At 63.1% G+C, this 21,488-nt stretch carries 22 protein-coding genes and 1 riboswitch; of the genes, 16 read left to right on the top strand and 6 right to left on the bottom strand.

What is annotated here, in order from left to right; genetic code table 11:
- The first annotated feature begins 465 nt into the window (after positions 1–465).
- From JJ896_14555 to JJ896_14545, 3 genes are all read left to right on the top strand, one after another.
- Entirely contained in the window at positions 466–969 is a 504-nt protein-coding gene (locus JJ896_14555) for an HNH endonuclease (protein ID MBO6780872.1), read from the top strand.
- A gap of 146 nt (positions 970–1,115) precedes the next feature.
- A complete protein-coding gene (locus JJ896_14550) occupies positions 1,116–1,598 on the top strand; it encodes a hypothetical protein (GenBank protein MBO6780871.1) in 483 nt (160 codons plus the stop codon).
- Positions 1,599–1,627: 29 nt separating this feature from the next.
- Positions 1,628–2,692 carry an alpha/beta fold hydrolase gene (locus tag JJ896_14545; GenBank protein ID MBO6780870.1) on the top strand — a complete coding sequence of 355 codons (1,065 nt, stop codon included), beginning with the start codon at positions 1,628–1,630 and terminating at the stop codon, positions 2,690–2,692.
- Here JJ896_14545 and JJ896_14540 read toward each other — a convergent pair.
- On the bottom strand, positions 2,689–3,504 hold the full coding sequence (locus tag JJ896_14540) for an alpha/beta hydrolase (GenBank protein MBO6780869.1): 816 nt from the start codon (positions 3,502–3,504) through the stop codon (positions 2,689–2,691). The genes JJ896_14545 and JJ896_14540 overlap by 4 nt on opposite strands.
- Positions 3,504–4,538 carry a protein-methionine-sulfoxide reductase catalytic subunit MsrP gene (msrP, locus tag JJ896_14535; GenBank protein MBO6780868.1) on the bottom strand — a complete coding sequence of 345 codons (1,035 nt, stop codon included), beginning with the start codon at positions 4,536–4,538 and terminating at the stop codon, positions 3,504–3,506. Before msrP ends, JJ896_14540 begins: the two co-directional genes overlap by 1 nt.
- A 394-nt stretch (positions 4,539–4,932) precedes the next feature.
- A riboswitch (TPP riboswitch) is annotated at positions 4,933–5,027 on the top strand.
- Positions 5,028–5,070: 43 nt separating this feature from the next.
- Between msrP and JJ896_14530 the strand changes: the two genes are divergently transcribed.
- From JJ896_14530 to JJ896_14485, 10 genes are all read left to right on the top strand, one after another.
- A complete protein-coding gene (locus JJ896_14530; protein MBO6780867.1) occupies positions 5,071–7,542 on the top strand; it encodes a TonB-dependent receptor in 2,472 nt (823 codons plus the stop codon).
- 67 nt (positions 7,543–7,609) lie between these two features.
- Positions 7,610–8,089: a hypothetical protein gene (locus JJ896_14525; GenBank protein MBO6780866.1), complete on the top strand. Its 480-nt coding sequence runs from the start codon at positions 7,610–7,612 to the stop codon at positions 8,087–8,089.
- A gap of 31 nt (positions 8,090–8,120) precedes the next feature.
- On the top strand, positions 8,121–8,795 hold the full coding sequence (locus JJ896_14520) for a hypothetical protein (protein MBO6780865.1): 675 nt from the start codon (positions 8,121–8,123) through the stop codon (positions 8,793–8,795).
- A 175-nt stretch (positions 8,796–8,970) separates the two neighbouring features.
- On the top strand, positions 8,971–9,831 hold the full coding sequence (locus JJ896_14515) for a hypothetical protein (protein ID MBO6780864.1): 861 nt from the start codon (positions 8,971–8,973) through the stop codon (positions 9,829–9,831).
- Positions 9,832–10,014: 183 nt separating this feature from the next.
- Positions 10,015–11,499: an alpha/beta fold hydrolase gene (locus JJ896_14510; GenBank protein MBO6780863.1), complete on the top strand. Its 1,485-nt coding sequence runs from the start codon at positions 10,015–10,017 to the stop codon at positions 11,497–11,499.
- A gap of 78 nt (positions 11,500–11,577) precedes the next feature.
- Positions 11,578–12,396 carry a prolipoprotein diacylglyceryl transferase gene (locus JJ896_14505; protein ID MBO6780862.1) on the top strand — a complete coding sequence of 273 codons (819 nt, stop codon included), beginning with the start codon at positions 11,578–11,580 and terminating at the stop codon, positions 12,394–12,396.
- The gene (locus tag JJ896_14500; protein MBO6780861.1) at positions 12,393–12,782 is read left to right on the top strand and encodes a hypothetical protein; all 390 of its coding nucleotides are present in this window, start codon (positions 12,393–12,395) and stop codon (positions 12,780–12,782) included. Before JJ896_14505 ends, JJ896_14500 begins: the two co-directional genes overlap by 4 nt.
- Before the next feature lie 104 nt (positions 12,783–12,886).
- Complete coding sequence (locus JJ896_14495) at positions 12,887–13,345, top strand: DUF2384 domain-containing protein (protein MBO6780860.1); 459 nt, start codon at positions 12,887–12,889, stop codon at positions 13,343–13,345.
- 5 nt (positions 13,346–13,350) lie between these two features.
- Entirely contained in the window at positions 13,351–13,809 is a 459-nt protein-coding gene (locus JJ896_14490) for an RES family NAD+ phosphorylase (protein MBO6780859.1), read from the top strand.
- A 50-nt stretch (positions 13,810–13,859) separates the two neighbouring features.
- The gene (locus JJ896_14485; GenBank protein MBO6780858.1) at positions 13,860–14,873 is read left to right on the top strand and encodes an NAD(P)-dependent alcohol dehydrogenase; all 1,014 of its coding nucleotides are present in this window, start codon (positions 13,860–13,862) and stop codon (positions 14,871–14,873) included.
- On the opposite strand, the gene JJ896_14480 is transcribed toward JJ896_14485, so the two are convergent.
- Positions 14,842–15,327: an SRPBCC domain-containing protein gene (locus tag JJ896_14480; protein ID MBO6780857.1), complete on the bottom strand. Its 486-nt coding sequence runs from the start codon at positions 15,325–15,327 to the stop codon at positions 14,842–14,844. The two genes, JJ896_14485 and JJ896_14480, sit on opposite strands and share 32 nt — an antisense overlap.
- A 2-nt stretch (positions 15,328–15,329) precedes the next feature.
- Complete coding sequence (locus JJ896_14475; GenBank protein ID MBO6780856.1) at positions 15,330–15,704, bottom strand: winged helix-turn-helix transcriptional regulator; 375 nt, start codon at positions 15,702–15,704, stop codon at positions 15,330–15,332.
- A gap of 150 nt (positions 15,705–15,854) precedes the next feature.
- Here JJ896_14475 and JJ896_14470 point away from each other — a divergent pair, with 150 nt between their 5' ends.
- A complete protein-coding gene (locus tag JJ896_14470) occupies positions 15,855–17,594 on the top strand; it encodes a hypothetical protein (protein MBO6780855.1) in 1,740 nt (579 codons plus the stop codon).
- 21 nt (positions 17,595–17,615) lie between these two features.
- The gene (locus JJ896_14465) at positions 17,616–18,017 is read left to right on the top strand and encodes a VOC family protein (protein MBO6780854.1); all 402 of its coding nucleotides are present in this window, start codon (positions 17,616–17,618) and stop codon (positions 18,015–18,017) included.
- Between the two features lie 22 nt (positions 18,018–18,039).
- Here the strand turns inward: JJ896_14465 and JJ896_14460 are convergent, their stop codons facing one another.
- Complete coding sequence (locus JJ896_14460; protein MBO6780853.1) at positions 18,040–18,480, bottom strand: hypothetical protein; 441 nt, start codon at positions 18,478–18,480, stop codon at positions 18,040–18,042.
- A gap of 147 nt (positions 18,481–18,627) precedes the next feature.
- On the opposite strand from JJ896_14460, the gene JJ896_14455 reads away from it, so the two are divergent.
- Positions 18,628–20,070, top strand: a complete 1,443-nt coding sequence (locus JJ896_14455; GenBank protein ID MBO6780852.1) for a serine hydrolase — start codon at positions 18,628–18,630, stop codon at positions 20,068–20,070.
- 11 nt (positions 20,071–20,081) lie between these two features.
- On the opposite strand, the gene JJ896_14450 is transcribed toward JJ896_14455, so the two are convergent.
- Complete coding sequence (locus tag JJ896_14450) at positions 20,082–21,485, bottom strand: T9SS type A sorting domain-containing protein (protein ID MBO6780851.1); 1,404 nt, start codon at positions 21,483–21,485, stop codon at positions 20,082–20,084.
- Positions 21,486–21,488: the final 3 nt, after the last annotated feature.

The raw sequence follows: 21,488 nt of genomic DNA, 5'->3' as shown, positions 1-21,488 counted from the left end.
TGGGGTTGTTCTCTGAGTCCATCCTTCATCTTACGGATGTGCTCAACGACCAATTACACAAAAGACGTTACAGTCCCTTCCCTGGGAGACTCGGGCCGGGTGGAAAAGCGACCCCGCATTCCACGTTGCGGGAAAATCGAGAGGTCCGGCCGCCCGGCCCGGGGGCGGCCGGCAGGCTGCGCCGCGGCAGGTCCGCGCCCGCCGCGCATCCGGCAGGTCCGCCCCGCCGCCCCGCCGCCCAGCCGCCCCGGAGGCCCAAGCCACGACAAGCGACCCAAACCCCGCAGGCTGCCGTTATGGCCTTTGCTCTGTAAACCCGCATACGTATTCTATGGATGCGTTCGCAGGGCACGGACGCTCTGAGACCGTTATTGCAACCGCCGTCAGGCAGTAACGCAAACCCAAGGAGGTCGCCTTCGGAATAACCACCGAACCCCCCAGGGTCCGCGCATGGGAGGTGCACCCATGAGTGGACATGTCCTCGTGCTGAATCAGGACTATCGAGCCATTACCATCTGCAGCGTTCAGCGCGCAACCGTGCTGATTTTGCTGCAAAAGGCGGATTTGGTCTCCGCGGAGGATGGTCGCTTCATCCGAAGCCCGAGCACGGAGGTGCCCTGGCCGAGCGTGGTCCGCCTGCGCACGTACGTGCGGATCCCGTACAAGAAGGTCACGCTTACTCGGAAGAACGTGATGCGTCGTGATCGCAACCGGTGCCAGTATTGCGGCTCTCGAGACAAACTCACCATTGACCACGTCATGCCGCGCTCCCGTGGCGGGCGAGACACATGGGAGAACCTTGCAACGGCCTGCGTGCCCTGCAACAACCGAAAGGGGAATCGCACGCCGGAAGAGGCCCGCATGCAGCTCCGCCGCAAACCGTTCCGTCCGAGTCACGTGATGTACATCCGCGACTACGTGGGCAGCGCGCTCGGTGAGGAGTGGAAGCAGTACCTCTTCCTGAACTGAGTTCGGGCGATGGGGTCCGGTGGACGGAACTGCAGGCCCGCGACACACCCTGGCAGCCCCAAGCGTGAAGTCTTGCCGGAACGCGCCCGGCGGGTCGAACACCCAATCGGGGCAGCGGTTGATCCGCTACCCCGACCGCTCGCGCCATGGAATCAAAGACGTCCCGCCTGATTGCCCGCCTGTTCTGGATCGTGCCGCTGGCACTCGCCGCGCTCACCACGCAGCAGGCGATGGTGTATCAGAATCTCGGTGCGACACTCACGAATGGTGAGGCCGCGCAGGCAGAAGTCCTGCGGTACTTCCGCTCGGATCGCAAAGACGTGACGCATGCGGAAATTGACCTCCGCGTGGTGCTCGAAGACGGCACCGAACGCACGTGGCAGCAGCTCGCGCTGCCGTACTCGATTGCCCATCGCGTGGACAATTCGGACAGTCTGGCGGTCCGCGTGAATCTTGGAGCGCCGCAAGAGGTGGTGATAACGGAAATCGGGCGTACGCAGCGCAGCATCGCCCTGAGCAACATGGCGATGGCGCTCGTGGCCTTCCTGATCACGCTGGTAGGGGCGATCGAGTGGAATCGGCAGGTGGGGCGGGCAGGTTCCGCAACTGCGGGGACGGCGCTGCCGTAGGGCCAGGCCCTCCACGTCCTCTCGGCTCTATGAAGAAGATCGGCAAGCTGCTGGGCCTGGGCCTGCTCGCAGGCCTGCTCGTGCTGCTGGTGCTAATAGCAATACCGGTCGATCCCACGATCCCCGGAATGGCTTCTCGCGATGGGGGAGCCTTTTGGGACATGGACGGCGGATACCGCATCGCCCATGTGCACGTGAAGGCGCAGGGATCGGCGAGCGGAGCTCCGATCGTGGTGCTGCACGGTGGTCCCGGCGGCTATATCCATTCGTCATACACAGAGACGTTTGGCAGGCTTTCCCAGCTGGGGCGTGACGTGTTCCTCTACGACCAGGTTGGCTCCGGACTCTCCGATCGGCTGCCCAACCCCAAGGACTACACCTTCCTGGGACATGCGGCAGATCTTGTGGAGATTGTCGAGGAGCACATCGCCCAGGGCCCGGTGGTCCTGGTGGGGCAGTCCTACGGAGGCAAGCTGGCGTCCTATTTCATGGCCACGCACCCCGGGCTTGTCGAGAGCGCCATACTGGTCTCACCCGGCGGGATCGAGCCGCCTCTGTTTGACGAGTCCGGGGCGTGGGTGAATGAAGTCCGCTATCCGGTGCCGGACTCCCTGGTATTCAGGCCGCCCCGGGAGAGGGTTGCCGAGATGGGGCTCTCAGCATGGCCGGTCCGTGCCATTGCCTCCGTGGCGTTGGCTACCACCTTCAACGTCAAGCTCATGCCTGACACGGAGGCGGATGGTGTGCTGAATTCCATCGCCACCCGAATTACGCGAAACATGGTCTGCGATCCGGAGGCCGTACAACCGGAGGAAGGAGGTGGAGGATTCTATTCACACGGGTGGAGCAACTGGTACGGGGGCGTGGACGACTGGCGACAGCCGCTGAGCGAGTCGCCGGTTCCGCTCCTGGTGGTGCAGGGTGCGTGTGATTATCTGCCTTTTTCAGCGACCTACGAGCATGCGGCCCTCGCGCCGCTGGGTAGGTACGTTTTCGTAACCGATGCGGGGCACGTGATCTGGTGGGAGCAGCCGGCGGTGCTGGTGGAAACGCTCTCACGGTTCATCGACGGCGAGCAGACCTCGACGCCCTAATCCAGGTCGGCAACAATCCCCGCCACGATCCGCGCGATCAATTCCGGCTGCTCGCGATGCACCATGTGTCCACTGCCGTGCGCGACGACAAGTTCGGTTTTGTCGGTAAGCTTCAGCCACTGAGAAGACCGCTCCATCCAGAGATCGCGGTGGGCCTGAAGACTGCCCAGGTCCCCAAAATCCTGGCTGTCCGCGACAACAACCGTCACTGGCAGGTCCGGTCGGAGCCCCTCAAAAGCCCACGGCTCGGACCTCGCCCCGTCCCTTTCGAGCCCTACCACCACCGGAGCCCGGGACCGGCCTGCCGCCAGTGCTTCGGCGCGCCGCTCCTGTTCCTCCGGGGTGAGGAGTGAAAGGCGGTCCTCTTCAAAGCTCGGAGGCGGGGTGTCAATGAGAACGACGGCCGCGACATCGTCCGGAAAGAGATCGGCGAAACGCAGCATGTGCACGCCGCCCATGGAGTGGCCGATGAGCACGAGAGGACCTGACACGTCGAGCGACGACAGAGCCTCGCGCAGTTCCAGCGCGATCACCGTGGGCGTGCGCGGCCCCTGAACAAGCGGGCTCCGCCCCAGGCCAGGTCGGTCAAACGTGACCACGCTACCGAGCACCACCAGGCTGTCCAGAACCGTGTCCCATGTCCTGGAATCCTGTCCTGCTCCGGCAGCGAGTACGAGCGTCGGCCCGACAGCCTGATGCTTGCAGATGTGAACTTGTGCCGCTTGCTCGCAGCGCCCCTGGCCGATTGCCAAATCGGCAGAGCAGCAAATCGCCAGGAGGAAGCACGCCGCACGCGCTGCGGCGGAAGCCATCACCGCACCACGCCGCGGGTCAGCGTCTTCGGCTCATCCGGATACAGGTCGCCCACAAACTCCGCGTACCCGTTGAAGAGCCCCGTCTGCCGGCGCTCGATGTCCGACTCACTTCGGATGAAGCGTTCGGACGCCTGGGTCCATCGCGGGTGCGGCAGGAACGGGTTCACGTTGGAAAGGAAGCCATACTCGGCCGGCTGCAGCTTATTCCAGAACGTCGCAGGCTCGCGATCTCCAAAGCGCAGCTCGACGACGGCCTTCGGGCCCTTGTAGCCATACTTCCAGGGCAGCACGAGGCGAATCGGAGAGCCGTTCTGCTTTGGCAACGGCTCGCCATACATGCCGGTGGCGACGAAGGCGAGTTCGTTCATGGCCTCGTCCAGGCGCAGGCCTTCGAAATACGGCCAGTCATACCAGGGCGCATTGACGATGCCGGGCATCTCCTGCGGTTTGTTGGCCGAAATGAAGGCGACGTGCGTGGCCCTCGATGTCGGGCGGCACTTCTCGATGAGCTTCGCGAGGGGAAAGCCTGTCCAGGGAATGGTCATGGACCAGGCCTCGACGCACCGAAAGCGGTACAATCGCTCCTCGAGATCCATCTCTTCGATGAGCTCGGAAAGATTCAGGTCGAGGTCTTCCTCAACCATGCCCCGCACCTTGATCGTCTCAGGGAACGGGTCGTAGTCGCCGACGAGTGGCCACACGTTCTTGAGATCACCCGTCGAGATGAACTCATAAAAGTTGTTATAGCTGGAGGCGGTCACACGGTCTGTCAGCGGTCGCTCGGGCACCGTATACCGGGCATTCCTCGCGGCTGGGAGGCCGGCACGGGGCGCATCGTCCGGGATGGTATCCAGGGGACCGGCCGGGACGATGGACGGCTTGCTGCGCGCCATGCATCCGGGGGCCACAGCCAGCCCGGCGATGGCCATGCCGGTGTTCTTCATGAACTGCCGACGGTTCGTGTAGCCGCCTCGGTCGGTGGCTTCGCGATCGTGGATCCGCCAGCCCGGCGGAATGATGATGTTGGCCATTGGTGCCTCCTGGTTAGGAGGCCAACGGGCGGGCTGTGCGCGAGTTCAGCCGGTTGGCGCGGAGGGGGAACGGTTGAGCGGGTTCATCCGGCCCTGCGCACGCTCACCTCCACTTTTCGGTCTAGGAGCGCCAGCAACGCCAGGAGCTGGCCAACAGGTTTTCCAGGTACGGTCGTGTCGAGCAGCCGGTAGATCTGGGTGGGGGACGTGCCAAGCATCCGCGCTGCCTGGCGGAGACCGATCTCGCTTTCCGTCAGCGCATGGGATGCCTCAATACATCCCCTCGACCCAGCCAGGCCACTCGCGTAACGTTGAGCCTTCGCGAACTCACGCCGCGCCCCGAACCTCCCACCACGCCCGCAGTACACCCCCCGTTCTTTCACGCGGCTGACCACCGTCCTGTTGGGGGTGCCCGAAACCCGGGCTGAGATCATACCCTTGGAACCTGAACCGGCTCGTACCGGCGGAGGGAAACAGCGCCTCGCGAAGGCGGCCCCAGGATGCACCGGCGCCGCCAATCGCGTAGCGAACAATGTTCAGAATTCTCCTGCTGGCCCTGATTCTGGTGCCGGCAACCGCCGCGGCCCAGAGCGTCAGCGGCACGGTCGAGACTACAGACGGCGAGCGCCTGGCTCGCGCCGAGGTGGTGCTGCTCGATGCTGCAACCGGCCTCCAGCGATACGGCACCGTCACCGACAACGATGGCCAGTTTTCCCTGGTGATCCGGGCGGGGACCTACACGGTGCGGGCGACCCACCTGGGATTTACAGCAGCGGAAATCCCGCTGGATGTATCGGGCGATGAGACCATCGCCCTCATCGTTCGGAATGCCACCCTGACCGCGCCAGAAGTGGTGGTGACGGGTAACCGGGCCCGCCCTCAGCTGACACCGGTCACCGCGTCGAACCTGGAGCGCGCCGAACTCGACCGGCGGCCCGAAATGAAGGACCTGCCGGTACATCTGTCCAGCCTGCCGTCAATCACCTGGTACTCGGAAAACGGCAACGGCGTCGGCTACAGCTACCTGCGCATGCGGGGCTTCGGCCAGCGCCGCGTGGCTGTGTCCATCAACGGCATTCCCCAGAATGACCCCGAGGAATTCAACGTGTTCTGGATCAACTTCTTCGACATCCAGGGGGTGATTGATGACATCCAGGTGCAGCGCGGTGCGGGCTCCAGCTTCTATGGGCCGGCTGCCATCGGTGGGGCCATCAATATTCGGGCGATGCCCTACAAGCCGTATCCGTACGCCCGGGTGGAAGCCGGACTCGGCGCGTTCGGCACGCGAAGGATGTCGATTTCCGGAAACACCGGCCTCCTGGGCGATCGGTATGTGGCGTACGGCAGACTCTCGCGCCTCGAATCAGACGGGTACCGCGATTGGTCCTGGACCGAGTTCACCCGGTTCTTTGCCGGTATCACCCGCTATGGAGACCGCTCAACCTTGACCCTGCAGGCCTACGGCGGTCCGCAGCGGGACGGTCTGGCGTACGTCGGAATTCCCAAAGCCGCCAATGATGAGGCGGTGGACGATGGGTTCGGCGGCACGATTGACCGTCGCTACAACTTCTCCGCGTTGAATGATGAGGTGGAAGACTTCCATCAGCCCCATGTCGAGTTGCACCACAACCTTGAAGTGCGCGATGCGGTCGAGTTCGACCAGAGTCTCTTCTGGATAAAGGGCGAGGGGTACTTTGACTTCGATGGGACTTTCCGCTCGCTGAACTACCTGCGCCTGCCCGAAGTGCTCGTCCCGGAGGGCACCGAGGACCTGCCACTGTTCGTATCGCGGCCAGGAGCGACGATCCTGTTTCGTGCGTACCTGGACCAGTGGCAGGTAGGCTGGCAGCCGTCCCTGACCTTCGAGCACGGACAGGGGATGACTCGTCTGGGCGGAGAAGCGCGATTGCATCGCTCGTTGCGCTGGGGGCGCACGCAGGAATCGGATCTGCCCATCCCGGCGCTCATCGGAGATGAGGGTCAGCGTGTGTATTCCTTCCGCGGCGAGAAGGCGATTCGATCCCTGTACGCTACCCACTTGGCCAGGCCATCGGACCGGCTCGCTGTGCAGGCAGATGTTCAGGTGACGCATCGCCGGTATCGCATCCATGACGAGGCCTATTTCGGCACGGAGTTCAGCAAGTCGTACGTGTTCGTGAACCCGCGCATCGGCGTGACGCTGAATCCTGAGCAAGCGCGCAGCGCATATGTATCCGTGGCACTGGCCAATCGAGAGCCGCGCATGAAGACCCTGTACGACGGCGAAGAGGCAGGTGCTGGTTTCGAACCCCAGTTTGCGGTCAACGCGGACGGTTCGATCAACACCGATGAGCCCTTCGTCAGCCCGGAGCGGCTGATTGATCTCGAACTGGGCGGAACGCTGCGGGGTGAGCGGGGCTACGTGAACGGCAACCTGTTCGTGATGGCGTTCCGAGATGAAATAGTGCCGAGCGGGGAATTGGACCAGTTCGGCGTGCCACGCACCGGCAATGCGCCCAAAACCCGGCACGCCGGGATTGAGGTAGACGGTGGCGTGCGTGTGGCTCGGGGGTTGGACCTGTCCGGAAACATAACCCTGTCACGCAACCGCTTCATCGAGTTCACCGAGTTCGACTTCGAGGGCAACGTGCTGGATCGCAGCGGAAACACCATCGCCGGTTTTCCGGACGCCATGGCGAACCTGGCGCTGTCTTACACGCGCGGTGGTCTCACGGCGTCGCTCTTCGGCACCTTTGTGGGCCAGCAGTATGTCGACAACTCGAACGGCACGCTGCCTGACGGCAGTACGAGCGATGAGCACGTCGTTGATGCCTACCGGTTGCTGAACCTGTCGCTGCGCTACGATTTTGGTGGCGCGCTGGAGGGGCTGGAACTGGTTGCCGACGTCAACAACGTGCTTGATAAGAAGGTGCTGATGTTCGGCAACGCCGGATTCGGGGCCCCGCAATTCTTCCCGGCCGCGACCCGGCATGGGTACGTGGGGGTGAGGTACACGGTGCGGTAGGGCGATTCGGCTTGAATCGGTGGGGGCGGTCGCTGACCTTGCAGAGGTTTGAATTGCGTCCCCCACCATGGATCCTTCCAACACCGAGATAGCTCGCATTGTCCGCGGATCCGCCGAGGCGGCAGCCGAAATGGGCCACAGCGAGTTGGATGCCGAGCACATTCTCCTGTACCTCCTATCGGAGCCCGGAAACGATGTGGTCCACGTTTTTGAATCCGTGGGCTGCCCTGTAGAGAGGGCTGGAGCCTCTGTACGAGAGGTGCTGCCCCCGCCAGGTGCGGAGCGCACCAAGGCGCATGGGCTTCGGCTGACGAAGCGCGCTGAACGCGTATTTCAGAACGCGTGCCTCGAGGTCTTGCGTGTCCCGCGAAATAAAGAGCCGGACGGCTCGGTCCTGGCGGAAATGCAAGGCGCTGCGCCCAGTATCGATCCCCGGGATATGTTGTCGGCGCTATTGAGGGATGCTGGCGATCCGCTGACGGAGTGGTTCGAACGGGAGTTCGGAGTGACGTACGAGTTGGTGAGGGGAGCGGCGGGTGGCGGTTGAGCGAACTCAGGCGGCGAGTCGGGCCGGCAGAGTGTCACTTCTGCTCTTGGTGGTGTCTGGCTGTGCCTATGCTCCGGACGCTGCCGAGGAACCAAGTCTGAGTGGACTGGATGCCCGGGTCGAGGCCATCCGATCACTGAAGCAGCTTGAGTTCGACGACGCCGAGGGTTTTTCCGAGGCCCAGCAAACGATCGAGGCCTTCAGGTTTGGCATTATGCAAGCCGGGACTCCGGACACCGGCGGGACCAACGAGTTAACGCGGCAGCGGAACAGGCTGCTGTACCGCCATGCCCTTACCAAAGAGTTTCTTGACAGGGCCTCCGGCTCCAAATACTACCACGTAATCCGGACCGCGGTCGCTGAAGAGATGCTGCGCCTGGCGTGGATGAGCCGCTCCGCGAACGTGGATTCGATTGAGCTCTACTACGTGCGGCATGCCGTGGAAGGATTCGGTCCTGACCTGGATCGCGTTACGCAAGCGTTGCTCAGGTTGGATGTAGCGAGTACTGCGAAGCAGGAGATTGCCCGAGAGGCACTCCTCAACCTCCGGGCGTACGAGATCATCCTGCAGGAGTGGATAGATCGAAATCCTGCGTCGGCGGATCGGGTTGTGCTTTCCTATGGGGAGGGCGTCACGGCCGCAGGTTACCTCGCCAGGGTCGAAGACAACGCAGCGAGCCTGCAGCTTTACCTGGTGGAGAACTGAGTGAGGTCGCGCCCCTGCCCCTCGTTGGGGTGTCCGTCCTGAGGAGACGCTGTGCCCTTCGATTGGTGCAAAACTGCCATTGACGGTGGTCGTCGCGGCTGGTAGGATGCGGCGGCGCAGGGCCCATCGCCCGGATTGCCATCTGTCTCCTTCTTCCGCCCCTGACCTTGCAGGCATGACCGGAATCGGTGCTTATCCCGTCGATCTGGGCGTGAAGGATGTGCTCTCGGGGATGTATGGAGACTTTGACTACGACGACGACGGAATCCCACGATACCGGTACCCCTCGGGACTGCACTACAACGTCACATTCGTCTGTCACGAAGCCCTGTACGAGCTGGGGCTCTATCAAAAGACCGGTGTTGGCGCACGCCTTAATCGCTTCCTGCACCTGGCAGATTGGCTCCTTGGACATGGCGATGAGACGGCTGTGGCGCTGCATTTCCCATACACGATGCCCCTGCCGCAGCTCCCAGCCCCGTGGATATCCGCCTTGGGTCAGGGGCGAGCGATTTCCGTTCTGACCCGAGCTTGGCAGGCGACTGGTCGGGACATATACCTGACAGCTGCAAAGAAGGCTCTGCAGCCTTTTTTCCACCGCGTTGCAGACGGGGGCGTGCAGACGGCATTTCCGGATGGCGGAGTCGCGTTCGAGGAATACCCCCGCGAGGAGACCAACATCGTCCTCAACGGACTTATCACGTCATTATTCGGCGTGCTGGACCTTGCCGCTTGTGGACACGCCAAGGCCGACAAACTCTTTGCGCGCGCGACTCAGAGTCTGTCCAGCAATTTTGCCCTATACGATCTGGGTTACTGGTCCGCGTACGACTTGACGGGCCCCATCCGTCGCGTTGCCGGCGACGAGTACCACGCCTACCACGTGCAGCTAACCTGGGCGCTCTACGAGCTCACCGGTGACGACCAGTTCCGCGCGTACGCGTATAAATGGAGCCGATATCGGAAGGGTGCAAGACTCTCCGTCCGTCGGACGCTATCCAGAGCCAACGCGATGCTGAAGTACCGGGAGTGGTGAGCGATTTTCGTTGGAGCGATATCACCGGCAGAGGCCCCCTTCAACCTGGTGTCCGACATCGGGACCGGGCATAAAGGTTGAATGTGCTCGACGGGCGGAGCGGCAGGCCCTTCAGGCGGCGTTAGCTTCTCTCAACGCCTCCGTCCCGAGGTGGATATCTCATAGTCATCTTCAGATTTGTGAATGACTCGCTTCCCGACCGCCCTGCTCGCAACGCTCCTGCTGGTCCATCCCTCCTCAGCGCAGCACCACGACCAACAAATCCCACGTTTTGAGCCAGACTCGACCAGTTTTCCTGTTTCGGTTCCGTCCGCGTTCCGTGCGCTGACCGGATACCTTGTCGTTTACGAGGACCGTGCGGATCCTGACGGTCCCACGATTCGCCTGCCGGTTGCCGTGCTTCGCGCCAGAAGTGGTGCCAGCGCCGAGGGCCCGGTCCTGTACCTGGCCGGCGGACCTGGCAGTAGTGCGCTCAATGCGGCCGCATATCCAGGAGCCTACCCCTGGACATCCGAACGGGACTTCGTTGTTATCGGCCAGCGCGGGACGGACTTTGCCCAACCGGCGCTGACCTGTCGCGAATTTGGTGCCGCGCGGGCAGGTGGTCAGTTTTCGGACCTCGCCGCTGCGAGCAGAGCCTCGCAGCGCGCGGCGGCAGCCCGCTGCAAGGCGGAGTTCACCGTGAAGGGTATCGACCCTGCCGATTACACGACTGCGGCGAGCGTCGAAGACATCGAAGACCTGCGAAGGGTGCTCGGCATCGATCAATGGACACTCTACGCGGTCTCCTACGGTACCCGGCTGGCGCTGGCGCTCGTCCGGGAATACCCGGAATCAGTCCGGGCGGCGGTCCTGGATTCGATCCTCCCGCCACAAGCGCGCTATGACGACGAGAGCGCAGACAACCTCCAGCAGGCATTCGACCTGATCTTTCGAGACTGCTTCGCTGCCCCTGCTTGCGATTCGGCCTTTCCCGAACTGCGATCGCGATTCTACGCCGCGCTCGAGCACGCCGAAGGCCAGCCGATCCCGGTGACGATCAGGGGACAGAATGGGCCCCGTGGGATTTCGCTGCGAGGTGCGGATCTAGCGACTCTCGTATCAACGGGTTCCCGATCGGCCATCGCCGAAGCCCCCTTCCTCTTCGACGCCATCGCCAGGCGGGATACGAGTGTCATCCGAGCGCGAGTGGCCGGATCTATCGGTCCTTCCAGCTTTGCGTGGGGAATGCGCCTTTCTGTTTGGTGCAGCGAGTTCCTGCCATTCTCCGAGCGGAACCGCGAGGCCTCACCGGGCGACGCGCTGTTTGGCCTTGAGTCGGCCGTCGTAGTCCCATCCGTCTGTGACGCATGGGGCGTGCCTGAACGCCCACAACGGGAAGTGATGGCGGTCGCCAGCGACGTGCCCACGCTGCTCATTGCCGGGGAGTATGATGCAGCCACACCTCCAAAGTGGGCCTTGCAGGCATCGGAGACTCTTTCGAACAGCAGGGTTGTCGTCGTCCGCGGCGCGGGGCACACGCCCACGCAGGACTGGGGTGGAGATGGTTGTGCGATGCGCGTCGCGGCGAAATTCGTCTCAATCGGCGATCATTCGGCCGGCGATGCAGAGGCGGAAGCGTGCCTCAGGGACCGATCGGCGCCCGAGTTTATACTCGACCGTGAGTGAGCAAGGAGCTGCCCCGGCGGCTGCACGCAATCGTCGGTGTGGCGCCCCGCGCCGGACGTAGCAACCACCCCATCGCCCGTGATCCCATTCATCAACATCCCGCCACTCTCCCTCGGACCGCTGGCCATTCAGCCGTTCGGCGTGCTCGTCGCCGCCGCGGTCGCGCTTGCAGTATGGATGGCGCGTCGCCTGTCCGGGCAGATGGGTCTGGACCGAGCGGTCCTGGACCGCCTCATGACCTGGGTCCTTGTCGGCGGGCTCGTCGGCGCGCACCTAGTGGCCGTCCTGCTCTACTTCCCGCAATCCATCCGGCGAGACCCGCTGATCCTCCTGCGATTTTGGGAACACCTGAGCTCATTTGGCGGGATGATCGGGGGGCTCACGGCCATGGCCGTGTTCATGCGATACGTCTCCCGCGACCTTAGCCGCGGCGACGCACTGAAATACCTCCACCTCATCGCCTTCGTGTTCCCGTTCTCACTCGCAATCGGCCGCGCAGGCTGCGCCGTCGTTCATGACCACCCGGGATCGCTGAGCGACTTTCCGCTGGCGGTATCCCTGGAAAGTGAGGCCGGGCAAGCGTACGCCGTTTCGACGTTTTCCAAGGCCGAACTGGCGTCCGTCCCGATTCCCGAACAGGCTTTTCATGACCTTGGGCTCTACGAACTGATCTTCCTGGCGCTCATCGTCTGCCCGGTGTTTGTCATCCTCCGACAGCGGTTTGGGGCAGACTTCCCGTTCGCGCTGGCGTTTGTCGCGTTGTACATGCCCGTCAGGTTCGGTCTCGATTTCCTCCGGGTGGCCGATGTCACTTACCTCGGACTGACACCCGGCCAATGGCTGGCCGGGTCGGCTCTCCTCCTTCTCCCACTAGCTGCCCGTCGCCTGAGCCCATGACTACTACCGAAAAAGCAGCCCGCTGGCTGGCCAGCCAACCCGACATCGCCACGGGCCTGAGCTACGCGGACAAGCAATTGCTCCAGGAAGGAGGTCACCAGGACGTCGTTTCAGCCAGAATCGATCGACTCCGGAACCAGGTTCGATGGGGGCGCGCGACCGCCGGGCTCATCGGTGGTGTCCTTTTTGTTGCCGGCCTGTTCAGCTGGGCGATGGGCTTCGGACTGATCGACTCCGGGGCCGCAGATCCCACGCAATCCAGAGGCTTGGGCACGCTGCTTGTCATCGGCGCGGCTGCCATATTCACCATGTTTCGGGTCAGTGCCCTGCAGGAGAGCGTAACGCTATTCGACGGGGCCAGAAAGCTCGACGCCTTCGAGGAGTAGCGTGCGCGTTGAACGCCGACCCCTGCCGAGGAAGACCAGAACCTTCTCCTACACCCGCCGTACAAAGCCAAAAGGCATCTGTCAATACGCCAAAAGGCACAATCATGGGTAAGGTGAAGGCAAAGCCTGGATCCTCGACGGCCGGCACGAGCGGGGCAGCGGCTTCAAAGGGCACGTACGCGTATCTCGCCTGGGATCTGCCGACGGCGGCGCGCAAGGTCTCCGAGGGATTGCCAACCGGATCTCTGGAGGCGGTTCGATCCGTCCTGGACTTGACGAAAAGGGAATTTGCCGACGTCATCCACGTGTCCGTCCGGACCCTGGCACGAAGGAAGAGTGAGGAGAAATTGCCCCCGGACGAGTCGGAGCGGGTCTATCGCGTTGGCCGACTCCTCGAATATGCGGCCTCCGTGCTGGGTGGCGAGGATGCTGCCAGGTCCTGGATGAAGGAGTCCAACTACGCCCTTGGGGGAGTGACTCCACTTGAGTATGTCCGCACAGAACCGGGAGCGGAACTGGTGGAGCGGCTGCTGGGCCAAATAGCCCACGGAGTCCCCTCCTAGGGCCGGTGCGAATCTGGAGAATCACGGCCAAAGCCTACGCGACAACTGCCTTTTCCGGTCTGGGGGCGCAGCGCACGGGCGGACGCTTCAATAGCGTCGGAAGGAAGGTGGTATATGCATCCGGTTCGCTGTCGTTGGCAATGCTGGAAATGCTCGTGCAAGCTGGAGACCGTTCGCGATTGCTCAATCACGTTGTTCTCTGGGCAGCTCTGGAAGAAGACGACATCACGCGCCTGGCCCCATCAGATCTCCCCAGCGATTGGAAGGCGCTGCCGTACCGGTCCGCGACACAACAGGTAGGAGACAAGTGGCTCGACAGCCTGAAATCTCTCGCACTCGCCGTGCCGAGTGTTATCGTCCCTGTTGAGTGGAACTACCTCATTAATCCTGATCATCCGGATTTCAGCAAGTTGACCCCCAGTCCGCCTGCGCCAGCGGCGTTCGACCCACGCCTGTTGGTTTAGCGATAGGCAAGGCGGGTTTTCACCAGGCCCCGGATGAAACCGACGCGACTGTGAAAGCGATCATCTACAGGCAGTATGGTCCACCGGAGGTCTTGCACCTGGCAGAGGTCGCCGCACCCGAGCCGAGGCCAGACGAGATCCTGGTCCGGGTCTGCGCGACCGAAGTCACCAAGTCCGACTGCGAGCTCCGAAGTTTTCGCTTCCCGGTCAAGTGGTTCTGGCTGCCGCTCCGATTCGCGCTGGGAGTGCGCCGCCCGCGCCGCCCCATCCTGGGCGGCTATTTCTCGGGCGTCGTGGAGGCGGTAGGAGAGAAGGTGACTCGATTCGATCCGGGCGATGCGGTCTACGGCTCTGCGCAGCTTCGCATGGGCGCGTACGGCGAGTTTCTGTGCGTGCCTGACAGCTACACGGTCACTGCGAAACCACGTAACATGCGCCACTTCGAGGCCGCCGCAGTGCCATTGGGGGGACTCAACGCGTTGCACTTCATGCGCAGGGCGGAGATTCAGCCGGGAGAAACGGTGCTCATCAACGGCGCCGGCGGCAGCATCGGCACGTTCGCAGTACAAATTGCAAGGGCGATGGGCGCTTCAGTGACTGTCGTGGATGCTGCCCACAAAGAGGCGATGTTGCGGAGGCTGGGCGCGGAGCACTTTGTCGACTACAGCACGCACGATTTCGCTGCGTCCGGCAGGCGCTACGACGTCATCCTCAACATGGTCGCCACGCGCTCCTTTTCCTCATGCATGGCCACGCTGAAACCGGGAGGGCGTTACCTGACTGCCAATCCAAAACTGTCGGACATGCTCCGGGCGAGCCTCTGGCCGAGCCGTGAGGGGAAAAAGGCCGGCTTTGCCTTTGCACGGGAGACCCTGGACGAATTGAACGCACTGACAGAGATGATCGAGCAAGGCAGCCTGACCGCCGTGGTCGATCAGTGCTTGCCCCTCGAAGAGGCCGTGCAGGCGCACCGTCGGGTGGAATCCGAAGCGCGTCTGGGATCGATCGTGCTCGAACTGGCAGCCCTCGACACTACTCCGCAAGCAGGCCGTCAATCTGATTGATCGCTGCGGTAGCCCCTTCCACGACCCCCATTTTGAGCACAGTCTCGAGTGCCTCCCGGCTGGCATAAGTGCTCACAAAGGTGGCGCGGGTTCCGCCCGCTACGCTCTCGAACCGAAAGTCAGTTCGCGCCATGGGCATATCGGGATTCGCGTTGAAGTCGGCATCCGCAAATCCGTCATCGAACGAGAATCCGTGGGGCTCGTCGACACCGGTAATCTCCCAGAAGCCATGGTACCTCTCTCCTTCGGGACCGGTCATGAAGTAGGTAGAACGGGAGCCCACCTTCAGTTCGTGGTCGACGAAGGTGGCCGGATGCGAGGGAGGTCCCCACACGCGTTCCAGTTGCCGAGGGTCACTGTACATGGCCCAAAGTCGCTCCTTGGACGCAGCGAACTCGGCAACAATGGTCAGGCGAAGTGTCTCCAGGTCGTGCGAAACGTTGAGGACGGGCATGGCTACTTGAGGGATTTCAGGGGATGAGGAGAGAGGCTGTTCTGGTCGACGGCGTCAGCCTCCAGAAGCTGTTCCATTCGGGCGATGCGGCCGCGCCAGAGGTCTTCCAGTTCGCGCAGGAGCACCGCGGCAGAGCGAATGCCTTCCACGTCTCCGGAGGTCATCGCCCTGCGCCCGGCGCGACGCTTTTTCAGCAGACCGGCCCCGTGAAGCACGCTCACGTGCTTCTGAACGGCTGCGAAGCTCATGTCGTAGGCACCTGCGAGTTCCGTGATGGAGTGCTCCTCCGTCAGCGACCGGCGCAGGATATCCCGACGGGTTCGGTCAGCCAGGGCGTGAAACACGCGGTCTCTTCGGTCTTCGATCGTGGTGAGCATGCGCCAATATACAACCGATTGGTTGTATGTCAACTGCGAAGTCCCACAACACCCCAGCGCCCACGATCTCTCGTGACTGGTGAGTAGTGTTACCATTGCCGACGGTCGAGCGGCTAGTGCCCGGACCCCATTCCCAACTGACTCCTCGATGTGCATCGAGCTATCCTGACCGCCGCGATCCTCCTTCTGCTCATCTCCGGCTGCGACGCCGTCGAGCCGAACAACAGTTCTTCCTGGCAGCAGACAGGGCCGTATACGGGTTTTGCAACCGCACTCCACCTGAGTCCCGACGGATCCGCCCTGGCCCTTTCGAAGCCCTCCCCGTACGGGGGGCACACCAAGGTCTATGAACGACCTTCGACTGGATCCGAGTGGTTGGAGGTTTTCGACGAAGGAAGCCACTTTGTGTACGCGGGCCCGTCCGGACGGCTCTATACCGGGCGTTCACGGGGAGGACTGCGTTGGAGGGACTCTCGCGGGCGCTGGCACAATGAGGCCGAGGCGTTCCGCACCCCGGCCGGATGCAGCCGGTTTGCCAACATCGGTGGCGAGGTGCTATCGGTCGTTGAAACCGGGGAGCGTGCGTACGCCGGCACGCATTGCGGGCTGTTTGAGGTCCCATCGCCCATCAAGCGCGTCGCTTTCGAGGGACAGGTGGTTAGCCGATTGGCCGCTGGGCAGAACGGGCTGGTTGCGCTGGTGGACGGCACCCTGTACATGCAGTCGGCGGGCCAGTGGGGCGTTTCCGGGAGCCTCGACCGCAACGTGACGGCGCTGGTATCTGGAGAATCCGGCACCCTCTACGCGCGCCAGAATGACACGATCTGGCGTTCGGTCGATGGGGGCGGCTCGTGGGCCGAGGCCGGAACGCTGCCCCGGAGCGTCAGAAAGGAAACGAGGCTCGCTGCCGGAAAGGGGAGCCTGCTCTACGCCAGCGGCACGGAATCAACCGGAGTATCCTGGGCGGAAGAGGCCTTTCTGGTGTCGGGAGATGGTGGAGGCACCTGGGAGCCCATGCCAGTGGCGCAATCCGGCATGAAAGCCCTGGCGGCACTCGGAGACGACTGGATCGCTGCCTCACCCGAGGTGGGGCCGCTATGTGGTAAAGTCGGCGCCCGGGCGACCGCCTGCGCAGACGGTCTGCCTGGCTTCGTGGACAACCTGGTGCCCACTCGGGGCGCCCTGTACGCGCTGCTTCCTTCGCGCGTCGTCATGCGAACGACGGACGGTCTGCGCTGGACTGCGGTAGGCACACAGCGCGGCGAACGCCTCCAACGATTCGGCGATTCGCTCGCCATCCCTATCCGCAATTCTCTGGCGGTCTCGGCCGACGGTTCAACATGGCATGACCAGCGCCTGCCGTTCGCCCTCAAGGAACTCGTGGACGTGCCTCAGGGAGTGTTCCCGGTGGCCATTGATCTTGAAGGCGGCGTCTGGAGGTATGACACTCACAACGCGTTGTGGGTGGATCTTGCCGCGCCTGAACCACTGACCTCCGTGGTGTTTGGCCTTGACGGGCACCTGTACGGTCACTCTGGGACCGACTTCGTGCAGTGGAGTCCCGACTCAGGCTGGACCGACGTGTTCGGGTCGCTCACATTGAAGTCGGGTGGGCGCTTCGTGGTCGCGGCCGACGGGGTTGCTTTTGCGTATCACGATGTGGCCAGCTTTCGGTGGAAGGATGGTCGATGGAGTCCCTCGGATCGATCGCTGGCTTTCCCGTCGGCGGACCCGTTCTCCGGTCGCCTCTTCCTTACAGGCCCGGAGGCGGCCGAGTGGAAAGGCGGACGATGGGTGAATCTCGCGGATTCGCCGGAGCACTCCCTGGAGATCATCGCCTGGCGAGGCAAGCTTTACGCGCGCACGGCAGCAGGAGTCTTTAGCTTGTAGGCACCAGCCCCGTGACCCCGGATGCCTGAATTCCCAACTCCCGACGTTGAGCTCACGCAGCTCCTCGTGGTCAGCGACGTAAACCGCTCCCGAGACTTCTATCGCGATGTTTTGGGCGCGGATGTCTACCGGGAGTACGGAGGGACCCCCTGCGTGCTCCGGTTCCAGGGTGTCTGGCTGCTTTTGGTCACTGGGGGAGGACCGACAGTGGACAAACCAGGTGTGACGTTCGAGCCGCCCCGGGATGCGGATTCTGTGAGCCATCAGCTCACCATGCGCGTGCCCGATTGCCGGAAGGCCTACGAGGTGCTGAAGGGTCGCGGCGCCGAGTTCCTGACGCCCCCGAATGACCGGGGTGGCGAGATCCGTTGCTTCTTTCGTGATCCGGACGGGCACCTCCTGGAGATCAGCGAGGTCTCGTAGACGCCGCGGAGACAAGCGGTTGTCAGGGTCCGATGTCCCCTTCAAACCCCAGCGCAGACCGGCCACGTCTGACGCGGTCCGCATGCTCCGCTGCGCTCTCGTGAGGCAGAGGGCCTGCCACTGCCATCATGCGAGCATCCTCGCGCGCGATGTACAGGGAGGCAAGCGAATCCGCCTCTCGGGGCCGCTCCTCCAAGACCAGCTTCGCGTACGCATGCACGGCGTGAAACCTTTTTTCTTCGACCAGCTGCAGGAAGTGATCCGCGCTGTTCACGAAGTGATCCCGATGGCGCCATGTGACGGAGCCATCTACCTGCCGAACAGGCACGTGATCAGGGTAAACGAATCGGTGGGCCTTCAGGTAGAGGTCGTCTACCTGGCTACCCCCGGGATCCATGGCGTCAGCGCCGAGAAGCGCAACCAACACAATGGCACAACCAATAAGGACCTTCTTCGATTTCATCTCAACTGACTCCACATGGAACGGGCGATGGGGCAACTGCCCCGGCCCTGGGTTTCGGCACCGGGGACATCGGCTTTAAGCCAGGCCGCGACGGACCCCGTCCAGGCGGGTCTATCTTGCGTGGCAAGAGCAAATGAAGTCCTCGTCGTGATCAGAACATCATTCTCAGTCTGCCTGGCCGCTTTCTGTCTCGGCTGCGGCCGACCTGCCCCGGAGACCCCGGGATCGCCGGACGGGTTCACTGGTCTCTTTGCTGACGACTACGGCATCGAATACAGCGTCACACCTGATCTTTGGCTGCAACGCCCCTCGACGCGCTACCACGTTGTCGAATGGAACCCAGAGGGGAAGTACCTGCTCGCGCAGAATGGCGCCGACAACCCGTCGGAGGCGGGCTTGTGGACCCGGATCGATTGGGTGGCACTGGAAGATTCCGAATTCGAGTGGGCGTTCTGCTACGCGGTCTACGACGCCGGTTCGCTGGAGGAGGCGCGGGCAGCGCCGGATTCACAGAGAGAGACGCCGCGCATCGGATGCAATGGATTTCCCTTCAGCAGGATGAAACGAATCCCCACCGAGGGCGCGAACGCGCCGGAGGGCTGGGCGATTTCACACCCCGCGGCTGAAGGCCTGGATCCGGACCTTCTGTCACAAGCGGTCGCCTTCATCGAAGAGGACGAACACGATGACTTCCGCAGCCTGGTCGTCGCACGGAACGGCAAACTGGTGGCCGAGCATTACTTCCATGGCCACGGCCCCGACTCCCTGCAGGACATGCGGTCGGCAGGGAAGAGCGTCACGTCCGCGTTGGTCGGAATCGCAATCGCTGAAGGCCTGATCCAGGGCGTCGACGCACCGGTCTTGCCACTCTTTCCGTCCTATGCGCCGGTGCTGCACGACCGAGCAGGCAAGCAAGCCATCACCATGGCACACCTCCTTACCATGACATCCGGTCTCCACGCGGACGCTGACGACCCGTCCTCACCGGGGTACGAGGATCACATGTGGGAGTCGGAGGATTGGGTGCGATTCGTGCTTGACCTGCCCATGTCGCATGAACCCGGAAGCGCCTGGATGTACTCGTCGGCCAGCTCGTTCCTGGCGGGAGCGGCCGTCGAAGAGGCGTCGGGACAGTCACTTGCGACGTATGCGGAGGAGCGGCTGTTCGGGCCGCTCGGCATTGATCGCTACCGATGGTTGCAAACCCCCAACGGGCGCACGGTCGGTCAGGGCAACCTGTCACTCCGCGCACGGGACATGGCCAAGCTGGGCCAGGTATACCTGGACGGAGGCCTCTGGAACGGCCAGCGAGTGCTTCCGGAGGCTTGGGTTCGGGCCTCCGTCGAACCCCTGTATCCGGTTCCATGGGAGAACTATGACGGATACGGGTACTCCTGGTACACACATACACTTACGATTGGCGACAAGCCGTTCCCCTACTTCCTCGCGTCCGGCAACGGGGGAAACAAGATTTACGCGTTTCCGGAACAGCGGCTGGTTGTCGTCACCCAGAGCGCGGCCTACAACACCCGCTATGGGCACAGTCGCTCGCTCGAGGTGCTCAGGCGGGTGCTCGCAGCCGTGGAGTAGGGCGGCGGCGACTAGCGCTTGACCCAGGTTGTCAGTTGGGCGCCGTCACGGCCGGTCACGACCAGGAGGTACAGTCCGCGGGCGTAGTCCTGCGTTTCGACCCGAGTCTGCCTCCCACTCAGCGTCACGCGCCCCACTCGACGACCCAGCACGTCCAGAATCTCCACGGTACTGCCGACAGCGGACGGAGAGCGGGCGATCAGCGTCAGCCCGCCCGTTGAGGGATTTGGAAAGGCCTCGACGCCGAAGTCACGAGTGACGGCCGCCGGGTCGGCGAGGGTCGACGTTCCACGTTCGTCCAGTGCGAAGATCGCGTTCGCAGCCACCGAGCCGACAAGCACGGAATGTTGCCCCACAGAGAGATCTCGCCTGAAACCCCCGTCGCACGGCTCGACCAGCCGAGGTGCGGGGTCCCATGTGGACCCTTCTCCCCGAAAGACGCTGATTTGCCCCGTTCTTGGGGCCACGCCGATCCGCCCCTCGGCCACATCGACCGTCCATGCAAACCGGTCTGTGTGCTCGGGATCGGGCGACTCAAGTACGGCGACCTCCTGCCAGACTCCTGAGTCGTGTCGCGAAAAGACGTGAGCAACGCCGCCCGCGCCGCCTTTGTAGTTGCCTACTACAAGCTGACTCTCGTGCAGAGCGATGGACCGTCCGAAGTAGAGACTCTGCCAGCCTTCCGGGGACTGCAATGTCCGGACCAAATGCCAGCTTACGCCCCGTTCGAATATGGCCACCGGACCGAAGCGGGTCCCGCTTGCTGCGGCAAACCTTCCGGACGCCGTCACCGAGTGTCCGAACTCTTCAAGGGATTGGGTGATGTGGTCTCGTAGCGAAAGGACCCCGAGAATGCCCCCCTCCAGTTCCTGAATTGGGAGAGGAAACAGGTACGCATTTCCCGAACGGCCGGACGCCCCAGGTGCACCGACGACCAGCGCGGACTCGGAAACCGCGACAGAGTATCCAAAACTGTCGCCCGGTTCTTCGGCTGGTGAAGTGAGTACAGCGCGCTCGATCCACTCAGTGCCGTTGAAGTGGTACAGGAACACCTTGCCTGTCTGACCCTGCGGGAAGAATGCGGGAGCCCCGACGGCCAGATAGTCTTCGTAAAGCGCAACTGCATACCCGAACTGCATGGCCCGCTCGGATGGCTGCAGAAACGCCCGCTCTCGCCATGTGCCCAGTTCCTCTTCCATGACCCAGGCGGCTCCCTCCATCCAGGCCCCGGATCTCCCGGGTCCACCGATCACCGCCCGCGATCCCTCGTGATCCACCGCGGTGCCGAACCCCAAGAGCTGCGTCCACGGTTGTTCGACCAGGGACTGCGGCTGAATGGGTGCACATGGCTGCGCTCTGGCGGAACTGCTGCACGCCAGAATCGAGAGGAAAACCAGCTGATGAATGCGCGCCATCGC

This window comes from Rhodothermales bacterium (genome assembly GCA_017643395.1).
Taxonomy (GTDB): Bacteria; Bacteroidota; Rhodothermia; order Rhodothermales; family UBA10348; genus JABDJZ01.
This window is presented reverse-complemented; position numbering and strand designations above follow the sequence as displayed.